The following is a 12,514-nucleotide window of genomic DNA, read 5'->3' as shown; positions in this document are numbered from 1 at the left end:
AAAACAGCTGACGCTGTTTGGGACCATTCTAATACAAAAGATCCATTATGGGCACATAATCCATGAATAAATACGTCCATGATCCTCAAACCTGACATCAAATTTGTCCATATGTACCAGGATACCGTCTAAAAGGACCCCTTTGTCAGTTTGAGCCTGCCACAGGCTGTGCCTGTATGGTGCACTGCACCATACTGCCTCAAATACTCATGGACTGCCTGAATCATCAGCGGTAGAGAGTGTCTACATACTTCTCAATTACAGGGCGCAGCGGAGTCTTTTCAAGGAACATGTCTCTGATGTACTGAGAACGGGCATTTAAGGTAACAGAGTTGATCAGCTCCAGAGAGGAGGTGTCATACATATCAACATTCAGGCCCACATTGCCCGGGCTTATCTGCGAATCCACCCAGAATACCGGACGGGAAATGGCGATGACATTGCAGTAGTTTTCACGGGCCTTTTCCTGCAGATCAACAGGCTTTACGTCCTCGGCATGAACGGCTTTCATGTCAACGGCGCCGTCGACATTGTACTGCTGCATGGTGGTAACCAGAATTTTGTGCATGAAGCGGCCAGAGTTCTTATAGCGGGTACCAGTATCGGTAATCATGTCACCGCCATTGAAGATACATACTCTGTCAGTTGAGGTCAGCAGATGGGTCTGCTTGTGCACATCAAGATTGTGATAAGGGACATTGGGAATGCTTGTGTTGTTATATCCTGTGCATGAAGCCAGGAACAGAACCGATGCACCCATTACAGAGAGCACAGCTTTACGGCCATTAATCTTCAATTAAATACTCCTAGATCACTTAATATTCCATAATTTGGGACCACAGGTCCTTACAGCAGATCTCTGCAGCAGGTCATGGCAACAGCATGGCCTTTAAGGTGTTTATCTGCTCAGCTGCCTCCGTCTTCCACACTCCAACGTGACGGAACTGATTCTTTTCGGCCCGGCTCATACAGACTAGATGCGTCACAGGCACATGACGGCTGGTCCACAGGTCATGGTCGTTCCTGCAGTCGCACCTGCCGCAGACTCAAAGATGCCGCCAGCACCTGGCAGCATCAGAGCTTATTTATCATAAGGACAGGCATGGGCAGCAGCCCGGCTGCCCCGGGATGCCCACGGCAGCCCCGGGATGGCCTCTCTTTAAGCCATTAGCCTGCCTGACGGCAAAAAGACATGGCAAACTCAGGCAGGCTGTTGAAAGTCTCAGCCTGAGGGAAATGCTTTAATTCGGTTTCTATATGCTCGCCCACCAGCACCAGACGTTTGACTCCGGCTGCCTGAGCAGCCTGAAGATCTGAGGCATGGTCACCCACCATTACTGAGTTTTCCATATCAAGGTCAAACTCTTTTCTGGCCCACAGAAACATCTCCGGCTTAGGCTTGCGGCATGAGCAGTCGCAGCGGAATTTGGCCACGGTAGCATTAGGATGGTGAGGACAGAAATAGACTCCGTCAAAGGCAGCGCCGGCCATAGCAAGCTGCCCCTGCATGAACTCGGTTACGGTATCAAAATCGTCAACTGTATAAAGCCCACGGGCAATGCCTGACTGATTGGTTACCAGAATGGTCTTGTAACATGCTTTCTTGATGGCAGCCAGAGCCTCGGCCACACCCGGGATAAACTCAAAACGCTCCAGGGTACCCACATAACCATGATCACGGTTAATCACGCCGTCGCGATCAAAAAAAACTGCCTTGTGCACTGCTAACCTCTGCTAATAATCACGCATTGAAAATCAGGAGCACAGCATACTCCCGATCCCTGGTATTGTATCAAATCACTCCTGACCAGAATTGCCTGGCAGCCGCCCCGGCAGCCGCTCCGGCTGAAAGTCAGGGCATGAAGTCCCAGCCACCGTCCATGCCTGCAGCATGGCGCACGCGGCGCTCTGCACCCCTGCGGAGCTGCAGCCAGGCGGTGGCTGCAGCCACGCGGCTGTGCGCAGCATGCAGTCCGGCCATCAACAGGCATCAGCCAGATCAGGGGGCCCTGCTGAGCGGGCAGCTGTCAGTACAGCTGACAGTGCATGAGCTGCTGACGGTAGATGTTGGCGCGGTTGCTGACCTTGCGGGCAGTCTGAATCAGCCATGGCTTGGACTTGTAGGTGCCGCGCTTGTAGCCGCCCCAGCCCTCGTGATAGTTGAGATACTGATTGTAGGCATCAGTAAGAGGGATATTGTTGGTCTTGCGGGTCTTGATCATGTACCAGGCAATGAAATCTAGGGAGTCACCAAAGTCATCGCGGTCTGAAAAGAATGAGCCGGCCTGGTCAACATAGTCGTTCCAGACCTCATCCTGAGCCTGGGCATAGCCATAAGAGGAGCTGCCACGACCATAAGGAATGAAAAGGAACCAGCGCATAGGAGGACGGGCATCATCAACAAAGCCGGACTCCTGGTACATGATGGCCATGGCCACATTGACAGGCACGCCATACTTCTTATGTACCTTGTGAGCTTCGGTATACCAGCTGTCCTTTTCCTGGAAGATGGAGCAGATATTGTCGGGATTGGCAGGAGGTGAGGTAGAGCAGCCACTCATTACCAGAGCGCCTGCCAAGGCCATGGCAGCCGCCAGAGCCTTAATACTCGCTTTCTTAATCTCAATTGCTCTCATCAAAGAATTCCTTTCTCTCGTTTCTCGATACTCCAGCCCCGGCTACCAGAGATTGAGTAGCCAGACAGGGCCAAATCAGGCCCTCAATGCAATCTCTCTATTATAACTTTTTCGCCGTAATCTTCAGTGCGCAACAGCCACCCTTGACTGTAAAAATCCCCTTCTGCGCCACCCTCAAGATACACCAGCCAGGATGCCCGCAAAGCCGCCCCCACAGGCCAACATCACAGCCGGGCAATCGCCACACATCCCAGCCGGGCAATCAGCCTACATCCCGGCCAGGCAGTCCCCCAATTTCCCTGACTGGCAATCATCCCGGACTGAAGCTCAACTCATAGCTGACCGAAGCTGCAAGCATACTGGACGCAGCCGGTACTGAAGTCTCAAAAGCTGCATACCTCTTGCCGGCTTCCGGGCCAGCTTCCGGGCTGGTCCCATGGACGGCCCCCAGGTAAGCCCACGCTCTGCTCAGTGAGGCCTGTACATGGCCATGGTACTCGAGCAGGTCATTGCCGTTGAGCTGCCCCTGGTCGTGGAGCTGACCCAGGCCGTGGAGCAGGCAAGCCGGGCGTAAAGAACTGCAGCTCCGGCATGCCGCAGACATGAAAAAAGGCCCATCAGTTAAGCACGGCGCGCTGCACGTGCCAGTGTGGCTGATGGGCCTTTTTTTAAAGCGGACAGCAGGGTGCTGTTAGATTGCGTCTTCGCCTTCTTCACCAGTACGGATACGAATAACGCGCTCGACGGAGGATACGAAGATCTTACCGTCGCCAATCTTGCCGGTGTGTGCGCCCTTGGTAATCGCTTCAATGCACTTGTCTACATCTTCATCCTTAACCACCAGCTCAATCTTGGCCTTAGGCAGGAAGTCAACAACATATTCGGCGCCACGGTAAAGTTCGGTATGGCCCTTCTGACGACCAAATCCCTTTACTTCTGAAACGGTCATGCCTGAGATTCCGTTGGCACTTAAGGCCTCACGAACATCATCGAGTTTAAAAGGCTTAATAATAGCAACAATTTTCTTCATAACTGTTTTACGCCGCTTCCCCGTATCCAGAGAGAAAGCGCGCCTCCATTACCTGAGCACCCTGAAGTGCAAAAATTCAACACAGTGACCGTTTCCGGCCCTAAAACTCAACCAGAACAGGATTCAGACCATTGCTGATGACACAGGGCCATCTGCGCGCCTGAGCGCGGCCTGCTGAACACTCCACACCTTAAGCATTCATAATTAATGGCTCATCCCGATCCGGCTGTGATGCGTGTCTGTCCGTCTGACAGCAGCTGCAAGGCAGCTGCAGGTACATCCTGTACCGCAGGGTACAGGCGGTATCAGCCTGAGTAACGGAAGCTACGCGCAGGAGCAGACCACAACTGTCTGACATCCTGTCGGGTCCAGAAATAACTTTTCAGATCCGTCTTTGAGCAGCTCACCACAGGGGCTGGCTCACAGAAGACGAGCACAGGTTCTGAACCTCTGCAGGAAACGGGTCCTGTAATGAGCACATTAACTGTCAGGGACAGATGCCGCCATGGGCACAGGGAAAACTGGAGTTTATGCCTCCAGAATCCGGCTATATATACGTCAGTACGGTCACAAACTTAAGTCAGAAAAACCATATCTTTATGGATTTTGCACTATTTTAGTGCCCATATGCATATAAGCCCATATAAGACTGTTGTCTGATGCTCAGGGGAACCACATTTCCCTTGCTGGCAGCACTCTCCTAAAGTCATCACGAGAGTCCTGCTGCCCTGACCATACTTTAAGCGAAATCCGGGATACGCGCATGTCGTATCTGTGTTTTGCCCCCTATCCGGGCACAAAACACCGTTTTGAGCGTTTTCTCAGAGATCTTGCACTGTCACGACGCAGCATAGTTTATACGCTTTTGCCTGAAAACGCCTGACAATTTCCCGACGTCGACAATTAAAATCGCCCTGTTCCGGGCCCTTTATAAAGCCCATAAATGCGATATACAGGCCATTTTCAACAGGTGGCACAGGAGTTGCTCAATCTAGGGAAAATCACGAAATTCCCCAATTTGGGGAACACCTTATTTGTTTTAGTTAGTTGAGCCGATTTTCGATAAGTGGAGTATTAGTACGATGGAAAATAGTCACTCTGTATTCGCTGCAAACAAGACTTTAAACATTGTCATGTTATGGCTGTTCTGCGTTACCGCCTTACTGCTTGTTCTTCCGTTAGAGTCCGTATCTCAGGAGCTGGCCGACCAGGTTGCTGCCAACAAGACCTACCTCTACTTAGCTTTAATCGTTGAGCTGTCCAATTTCATCAGCCAGGCCATCATTGCCCTGATGGGTTCCTGGTTAAACAGCCGCGGCGTAAAGAAAGAGCAGAATGCCATGAAGACCACTGTTGAGGGTCTGGACTTTGCCGAGCGCGCCTTACTGCGTGAGTTCGTTCTCCAGCGCAAGTCTGTACTTTACCTGCCAGAGGCTGAGCCTACTGTACGTTCCCTGACCGACTCCGGTATCTTAAACGTAGTAGGTGACCCTGACGAGAGCACCAGCCGTGTTCCTATGATCATCACCAAGCAGGCCCGTCCATTCATCACCTACCGTGCTATTGGTTTAACCCGCAGCAAGATGAACGACGAGATGCTCGAGCAGATCATGAATGCCCGTCCAGATTTCGCCCGTGAGAAGAAGGTAATGCCACGCGCCTATCGCGGTATCAAGGCTGCCTGATAAGCACCTGACTCACTAACTGAAAAGAAGACGTGTCCCCGGACACGTCTTTTTTCATTTGTGCTCCCCAAAATCATCCCCCACCAACGCATCCAGCCCAGCCAATCCAGCCCAGCCAATCCAGCTCAGCCAAATCAGCACCAGCCAACCCATCCAGTCAGCCACATCAGCACCACAGCTCCCTCACCCTGCAGGCAAGCAAGACCGGCACTGCCAGCACGGCCATGACCATGGCTCCATTCTCAGTATCCGCCATAGGACTGCATAGTCAGATATAAGCCTCATAATCGGCTTTACCATTGAGCATCCCATCCAGGCAAACGAGGCATCACCAGTCTACGTATAACCAGTCATGGCACTCTCTGCCCCTGAAAGACAACAAAGAGCAGATCTCAGCTGACTTCATGGACCATCAGGAAATCCCCTGCTGACTGCTGCTGCCCCCAACTGGATCAAATCCCCTGGAAGAGCTCCACGGCAGCGCTGCAGCGCGTGCTGACGCAGCATTAGCAAAGCCCATTGTGACTTGCAGAAACTGCAGCTCAACATACAGCAAGCGCGCATGCTCATAGCCATAGCGGCGCTCTGTGAGTGCCCTGTGAATGCTCAACTCAGCCAATGTGCAACTCTGCCTGGCAGTAGCTGCCATCATTTACAGGCATACTTGAGCTCAACCTGCCATTACAGGCCTTGTTTTTAGCAGCGCCATTTTTCAGACAGGGCGTCAAAATTAGACAGCCAGGCCGTTCATACCTGGCTGTACCCATTAATTGGTAATAGAAAAAACCGTTTCCAGGACAATATTAATCGCCCAAGTCCATATTCTGACACCTGGCAATACCTGGCAAGAATACAGCGGGGAATCCATCCTCACGACCATCCAGACTCACACAGCATCCATGCTGACAGGGCATCCCGCCTCACACCGCATCCATGCTGACAGGGCATCCCGCCTCACAGCGCATCCAGCCTCACAGCATGCGCAAATCTCCAGATGCAAAAAAGCCCTCCACACTGGCAAGGTGTGGAGGGCTTTTTCTTTCAGGACATTAATCCTCAGAGGTTTGGTCCTGCCTAATGGCGGTCAGGGATCAGCTCCTGTTGCCTTGAGCATCTGAGACGTCATTTGTGCCTGGTGCCGGATCCATGAGGTCATCATAGAGCTCGCCAGCTGGAGTGTCTTTGACGTCAGAGCAGTCTTCCTCAGGCTCATCTTCAGCCTGCGCAGCAGCCGCTGCGGCAGCAGCGTCAGCGGCGGCGGCGGCGCCAGCTGTCCCAGGGGCAGCTGCAGCTGCTGCAGCCTCAGTACCTGTTGATGATGCTGCACTGTGACGTGGGAGGATATTGTCACCTGGCTTTGGACCACGGTACTCAAGCAGGCTTGATGACTGCTTGACGCGCAGCATTGCTACGTGAATGACGCAAGGGACAGTAACACGCCATGCCGGACCGCCAAACTCGATAATGGAGTTGAGAGCTGATACCAGCCAGTCCATTGGCTTTTCAAGGCTGGTAAGCATTCTGTTAACGGAGCTTCCTACAATATTGCCAAGGACAGAGACCAGTTCGGTTACTCCCATGATGCGGGAGATGGCGCCTGATACCAGGCCGGCGAGGAACAGTCTTGCCTTTGGAGAGAGCAGACGGAAATCTCCGCTTTCCAGAGCACTCACTACTATGGCATTTTCCTGGGACGCGTTCTGGTTCTGATACTGACCAATCTCAGCTACCAGCATATTGCGCTGTTCTTCATCCATCTGACCGTACATGTCCTTGAGCACATGAGCCAGCAGACGGCGCTCAAGAGCGAAGATATTGTCCTGCTCTTCAAAGCTGATTTTCAGATGCTCCAGCACATCGCACACTACGGTACGGTAGTCAGGGCCTTTACCACGGCGCAGCATGTTAGCTACTGTATGGCCGCCGAAATTGCGGATTTCTGCACTTATGACATGAGCATAACGGGTATGGTCAGGATAAAAGCGCACAAAACTGTCATCAGTAGTCAGATTTTCGGTACGGGAGGCTGCCTTGATAAACTGCACCAGAGCTGCAAGGTCTTCATTGCTTGCTGCCTGTAAAACAGTGTCCAGATCAGCATCGAAGGTGTAATGGATGCCCATTTTACTGTCTCCTCCTGGTCCCAAAGGACACCTTAAGGTTTAGGCCATACATACCATATTGTATCTAACTTAGCATGACTTACTTAGCTCTGACTCATGACTGTGAACAATATATTTTTCATTGTTGAGCAGCAATCGCAAAACCAGGCGCTGCGCCTCACAAACCAGGGACCTTCTTTACCATGATGACCGCAGTGATAAAGGTCACATGGATTTATGGGAGTGTATGAGGCTGGAGCAATGAACAGTAAGCAGAATATAAAGAAAGAGATGACACAGATGGCGCAAGACCATTGGCCTGAAGATCTTGCTACATGATTGGACATTATTTTTTGTGTAACAGATATTTAAATATTATTATCAAATATTTCATGCCCATGTCGCTTACACCCCATAAAGACTCACACAAAACACCTTATATAAGCTATTGACAATATTTATACATGACATAAAAACCATCATTTGTAATATCTATGATTACTGTGTAAAGGCATAGAATGACTACCAAAATACATTTTTTCGCGTAAAAGTGGCGACAGTCTGTTGAATTACGTTTACATAAGCAATCTGTATGAAGGCGTAATAATCACCTCATAGCTTCATCATCAGAACAGTTTTGTTAAGCAAATTCAGGAGTCCGCCATGGCTGTTTATGTAAATACCAATGTGTCCAGTTTGAATGGTCGCCGCTATCTCAATAATGTGCAGAATCAGCTGACTACTACCTACCAGAGACTCTCTTCAGGTCTGAGAATTAATTCTGCCAAGGACGACGCAGCCGGCCTGCAGATCTCCAGCCGTTTAACTACCCAGATTAATGGTTTAAATCAGGGCAACCGCAACAGCTCTGATGGTATCGCCCTGGCTCAGACCATTGAAGGCGCCATGGACGAAATGACCGGTATGCTGCAGAAGATCCGTACTCTGGCAGTACAGTCTTCCAACGGCACCAATACAGCCGAAGACCGCAAGGCCCTGGACACAGAAGTAACTGCTCTGGTAGCCGAAATTGACCGTATCGCATCTCAGACCAAGTTCGGTGGCAAGACCATTCTGGACGGCGCAGACAAAGGCGTAAACTCTATCTACATGAATGATAAGGGCAGTGTTGGTCAGCTCGTACTTCAGGTAGGTGCAAACAAGGGTGATACCATCTCCTTTGACGTTTCCAACATGAAGTTCACCAAAGCCATGGAGTGGGCTGGTCTTAAGGACGCTAAGATTGGCAATGACTCATTCTGGCATAAGGATAAGGGTCTGATCCTTTCCACTGCTTCCGGTGCCGCTGCCACCATTGCTGCCATGGATAAGATCATTGGTGCTGTAGATGCTCAGAGAGCTGGACTAGGTGCTATCCAGAACAGACTGGAATCTTCCATACGCAACCAGGCAAACGTTTCTGCCAACCAGGCCGATGCCCGCAGCCGTATTCGTGACGCCGACTTCGCTGAAGAGTCTGCCAACCTGAGCCAGCAGTCCATCATTCAGCAGGCAGCTACCTCCATGCTGATGCAGGCTAATACCCGTCCACAGCTGGGTCTGTCCCTGTTAGGCTAATCGATATTTACCATACTGCTATTAGCTTTCAACCTGTAATCAGGTGAAAGCAGAGGCTCCCTGATCCAGGCGATCAGGGAGCTTTTTCCTTTTTATCTGTGGAAACAGCCACTACCAGGCACACATCCCCTCAGCAAGAAATGAATGCGCACATACATTTGGTAAGAATATAATCGTAACTTAAATTCGATATATAACTGGTTGTTTATATTTAGATTCGATACATTATAGATGTCGTTAATGTATCTATATTTTTGTGTAAATACTTTATAAGACTCCCAAAATACATTTCAGGGCGTAAAAATAACAACAATCTTTTGTATTTCGTTTACATAAGCAATCTGGATGAAGGCGTAATAATCACCTCATAGCTTCATCATCAGCACAGTTTTGTTAAGCAAATTCAGGAGTCCGCCATGGCTGTTTATGTAAATACCAATGTGTCCAGTTTGAATGGTCGCCGCTATCTCAATAATGTGCAGAACCAGCTGACTACGACCTACCAGAGACTCTCTTCAGGTCTGAGAATTAATTCTGCCAAGGACGACGCAGCCGGCCTGCAGATCTCCAGCCGTTTAACTACCCAGATTAATGGTTTAAATCAGGGCAACCGCAACAGCTCTGATGGTATCGCCCTGGCTCAGACCATTGAAGGCGCCATGGACGAAATGACCGGTATGCTGCAGAAGATCCGTACCCTCGCTGTACAGGCTTCCAACGGCACCAATACCGCCGAAGACCGCAAGGCCCTGGACACAGAAGTAACAGCACTGGTAGCCGAAATTGACCGTATCGCCTCTCAGACCAAGTTCGGTGGCAAGACCATTCTGGACGGCGCAGACAAGGGCGCAAACTCTATCTACATGAATGATAACAAGAGCATTGGTCAGCTTGTTCTTCAGGTAGGCGCAAACAAAGGTGATACCATCTCCTTTGATGTTTCCAACATGAAGTTCTCCATGGCAATGGAATGGGCCGGTATTAAAAATGGTCAGCTTGATGGTAAAACTTTCTGGGATAAAACCAAGGGTCTGCACATGTCTACTGCATCAGGTGCCGCCCTTACCATCGCTGCCATGGATAAGATCATTGGTGCCGTTGATGCTCAGAGAGCCGGACTAGGTGCTATCCAGAACAGGCTGGAATCTTCCATACGCAACCAGGCAAACGTTTCTGCCAACCAGGCTGATGCCCGTAGCCGTATTCGTGACGCTGACTTCGCTGAAGAGTCTGCCAACCTGAGCCAGCAGTCCATCATCCAGCAGGCTGCAACCTCCATGCTGATGCAGGCTAATACCCGTCCACAGCTGGGTCTGTCCCTGTTAGGCTAATCAATACCATTACCTGTCAGGGATGACTCCCTGAAAGCATAGGCCTACTGGCATACCGACAGGGGCTTCGTGTTTATCAGTGCCTGGGATGAAACATATTCCAGGCAAGGCTCTTTCCCCATTAAGAAAAAAGCCCGCTGCATGGTTAGTGCAGCGGGCTTTTTTATCCGTGATGGTCAACCCTTGCGGTTTGTGGGGGAGCTGGCCCTTGATGGATTAGTAGCTGATGGAGCTCATGGTGGAGAGCTTCTTGCGGTTGTGCCAGGCCTCGATGAAGCGCTGGGTACCGGTGCGGCCACGGGTGGTCATGGAGGAGGTAACAGCGTATTCACCACGGTAGTCAACGCCGCGCAGCAGGTCGCCCTCGGAAATACCGGTAGCAGCAAAGTAGCAGGCATCGGTGGTAATGAGATCATCTACGCTGCGGATAGTCTTGAGGCAGATACCGTCGGCTTCGATAGAGGCCTGCTCCTCAAGGGACAGAGGGTTGAGCTGGGTGAGCATCTGGGCACCGGTACCCTTAATGGCACAGGCAGTAATTACGGCCTCTGGAGTGCCGCCAATACCCATGAGCATATCGATGCGATGACGTGGGTCAGCTGCCATTAATGCGCCGGCTACGTCGCCGTCGCTGAAAAGGTGGACTCGGGCACCGGCAAGACGCAGATCCTGAATCAGACCGGTATGGCGTGGCTTGTCCAGTACGAATACGTTAATCTCGTGAGCAGGCTTGCCCAGAGCCTTGGCTACTTTCTGTACATTGTCCTTAACTGGAGCGTCGAGGTCGACCACGTTGGCAGCCTCCTTGCCTACTACAATCTTCTTGCAGTAGAAGGAGTGACCAGGGTTGAACATACCACCCTTGGCAACAGCACCAATTACGGAAATGGCGTTTGGACGGCCAAAGGCAATAGCATTGGTACCCTCGATTGGATCTACTGCGATATCAAGCTCAGGGCCGTCGCCAAAACCTACGCTCTCGCCGTTGTAGAGCATAGGAGCGTTGTCCTTCTCGCCCTCACCGATGATTACGGTGCCACGGATATGTACTGACTGGAAAGCAATACGCATGGCTGCTACAGCTGCACCATCGGCTTCTTCCTTGTCACCACGTCCATAATGACGGGCAGCAGCAAGGGCACCAGCCTCAGTTACACGTACTAAATCCAATGCCAGATTCTTGTCAGCCAGATGTGGGATATCAACCATAACAACCTCTTGAAAAAACTACTTGTCCCGCCATGGGTCTGCAAAACACAGCATACTGATATGGGCTGTGCAGACTGCGAAAACGGGAGTGCAGGAAAGTTTCCTGCCATGGGGCCATGCTCGTGATGTCAGTGTGCTTTTTCAGGAAAGCAAGGCACAGAGCACGCCAGTGCGCATAAGGATAGTACAGCATTGTGCTGACGGAGCGCTGGCACAGCCAAAACAAATTCTAATGGCTCATAACATAGCCACTAATCAAATATTAGACCGTGAGCAATATAACAAAACTGAATCATGCATCTGCCTGATTTTGTCAAAAACTGCGTCACTGGCTGTTTTACCTGCATAGCAGAGCTTAAAGGCACTGATAAAAAGCACCATGCCCTGCTCAGGCGGGGGCATTCTATCACACAGAGGCAACAGCGGTGCACTTTGTGCTTTTGCACACAACGCACTATTGTTAACACTGCTACTATTAGCGCTGCCGTCCAGGTCAGTGCCAAGGCAGGAAGCAGAGGCGGAAGACAGATGCTCAGTAGATCGTCTGCAGGCTGACTGCAGCAGCAGGCGGCAGTACCGGGCGGTCAATGGGCTGCCAGCGACTGACGGCTGGGCCTGGCGCTCAAGGTACTGCCAGCAGCTGGCGGCAGTACCGGACGGTCAATGGGCTGCCAGCGGCTGACGCCGCGCCAGGCGGTCAATGGGCGGCTGACGGTCGGGCCTGGCTCAATGGGCTGCCAGCAGCTGAGCGTTGAGCGGCGCTGATTCTGGATAAAAAAAAGCCGCAGGGGAAACCCTGCGGCCTTTTTCAGTCAGCAAAGCTGACTGGAGCATTCATTACCTGAGGTAACAATTACTCGATGATGCTGCCTACAACACCGGCGCCTACGGTACGGCCACCCTCACGGATAGCGAAGCGCTCACCAGCGGCCATGGCTACTGG

General features: G+C 51.3%; 10 protein-coding genes. 3 read left to right on the top strand and 7 right to left on the bottom strand.

The genetic code is table 11. From position 1 onward, the window contains the following. Positions 1-226 precede the first annotated feature (226 nt). The 4 genes from MXE41_RS11415 to MXE41_RS11400 all read right to left on the bottom strand — a co-directional run bounded on the left by MXE41_RS11415 (position 227) and on the right by MXE41_RS11400 (position 3,666). On the bottom strand, positions 227-796 hold the full coding sequence (locus MXE41_RS11415; protein ID WP_246978803.1) for a hypothetical protein: 570 nt from the start codon (positions 794-796) through the stop codon (positions 227-229). A gap of 371 nt (positions 797-1,167) precedes the next feature. Beyond that, the gene (gmhB, locus tag MXE41_RS11410) at positions 1,168-1,722 is read right to left on the bottom strand and encodes a D-glycero-beta-D-manno-heptose 1,7-bisphosphate 7-phosphatase (protein WP_247100578.1); all 555 of its coding nucleotides are present in this window, start codon (positions 1,720-1,722) and stop codon (positions 1,168-1,170) included. A gap of 305 nt (positions 1,723-2,027) precedes the next feature. Then, positions 2,028-2,636, bottom strand: a complete 609-nt coding sequence (locus MXE41_RS11405; protein WP_246978805.1) for a transglycosylase SLT domain-containing protein — start codon at positions 2,634-2,636, stop codon at positions 2,028-2,030. A gap of 691 nt (positions 2,637-3,327) precedes the next feature. Then, on the bottom strand, positions 3,328-3,666 hold the full coding sequence (locus tag MXE41_RS11400) for a P-II family nitrogen regulator (protein WP_246978806.1): 339 nt from the start codon (positions 3,664-3,666) through the stop codon (positions 3,328-3,330). Positions 3,667-4,748: 1,082 nt separating this feature from the next. Between MXE41_RS11400 and MXE41_RS11395 the strand changes: the two genes are divergently transcribed. Then, positions 4,749-5,351 carry a super-infection exclusion protein B gene (locus MXE41_RS11395; protein ID WP_246978807.1) on the top strand — a complete coding sequence of 201 codons (603 nt, stop codon included), beginning with the start codon at positions 4,749-4,751 and terminating at the stop codon, positions 5,349-5,351. Between the two features lie 1,091 nt (positions 5,352-6,442). Here the strand turns inward: MXE41_RS11395 and MXE41_RS11390 are convergent. Next, positions 6,443-7,474 carry a ubiquinol-cytochrome C chaperone family protein gene (locus MXE41_RS11390; protein ID WP_247100577.1) on the bottom strand — a complete coding sequence of 344 codons (1,032 nt, stop codon included), beginning with the start codon at positions 7,472-7,474 and terminating at the stop codon, positions 6,443-6,445. A 642-nt stretch (positions 7,475-8,116) separates the two neighbouring features. Between MXE41_RS11390 and MXE41_RS11385 the strand changes: the two genes are divergently transcribed. Further along, positions 8,117-9,031, top strand: a complete 915-nt coding sequence (locus MXE41_RS11385) for a flagellin (protein ID WP_247100576.1) — start codon at positions 8,117-8,119, stop codon at positions 9,029-9,031. A gap of 416 nt (positions 9,032-9,447) precedes the next feature. Next, entirely contained in the window at positions 9,448-10,362 is a 915-nt protein-coding gene (locus MXE41_RS11380; protein WP_247100575.1) for a flagellin, read from the top strand. A 216-nt stretch (positions 10,363-10,578) separates the two neighbouring features. On the opposite strand, the gene glpX is transcribed toward MXE41_RS11380, so the two are convergent. Then, positions 10,579-11,571: a class II fructose-bisphosphatase gene (glpX, locus tag MXE41_RS11375; protein ID WP_247100574.1), complete on the bottom strand. Its 993-nt coding sequence runs from the start codon at positions 11,569-11,571 to the stop codon at positions 10,579-10,581. A gap of 853 nt (positions 11,572-12,424) precedes the next feature. Then, positions 12,425-12,514, bottom strand: a 90-nt coding sequence (locus MXE41_RS11370; protein ID WP_247100573.1) for a hypothetical protein, incomplete at its 5' end; no start/stop codon positions are given.

The sequence above is a fragment of the Anaerobiospirillum sp. NML120449 genome (assembly GCF_023051105.1).
Taxonomy (GTDB): Bacteria; Pseudomonadota; Gammaproteobacteria; order Enterobacterales; family Succinivibrionaceae; genus Anaerobiospirillum.
The sequence above is the reverse complement of the archived record's forward strand: the minus strand, read 5'-3'. Positions and strand labels throughout refer to the sequence as shown.

Bases quoted from the DNA above. Each gene is read 5' to 3' on its own strand.
- MXE41_RS11395 (WP_246978807.1), top strand. From the start codon at position 4,749: ATGGAAAATAGTCACTCTGTATTCGCTGCAAACAAGACTTTAAACATT.
- MXE41_RS11380 (WP_247100575.1), top strand. From the start codon at position 9,448: ATGGCTGTTTATGTAAATACCAATGTGTCCAGTTTGAATGGTCGCCGC.
- MXE41_RS11390 (WP_247100577.1), bottom strand. From the start codon at position 7,474: ATGGGCATCCATTACACCTTCGATGCTGATCTGGACACTGTTTTACAG.
- glpX (WP_247100574.1), bottom strand. From the start codon at position 11,571: ATGGTTGATATCCCACATCTGGCTGACAAGAATCTGGCATTGGATTTA.
- MXE41_RS11405 (WP_246978805.1), bottom strand. From the start codon at position 2,636: ATGAGAGCAATTGAGATTAAGAAAGCGAGTATTAAGGCTCTGGCGGCT.
- MXE41_RS11385 (WP_247100576.1), top strand. From the start codon at position 8,117: ATGGCTGTTTATGTAAATACCAATGTGTCCAGTTTGAATGGTCGCCGC.
- MXE41_RS11400 (WP_246978806.1), bottom strand. From the start codon at position 3,666: ATGAAGAAAATTGTTGCTATTATTAAGCCTTTTAAACTCGATGATGTT.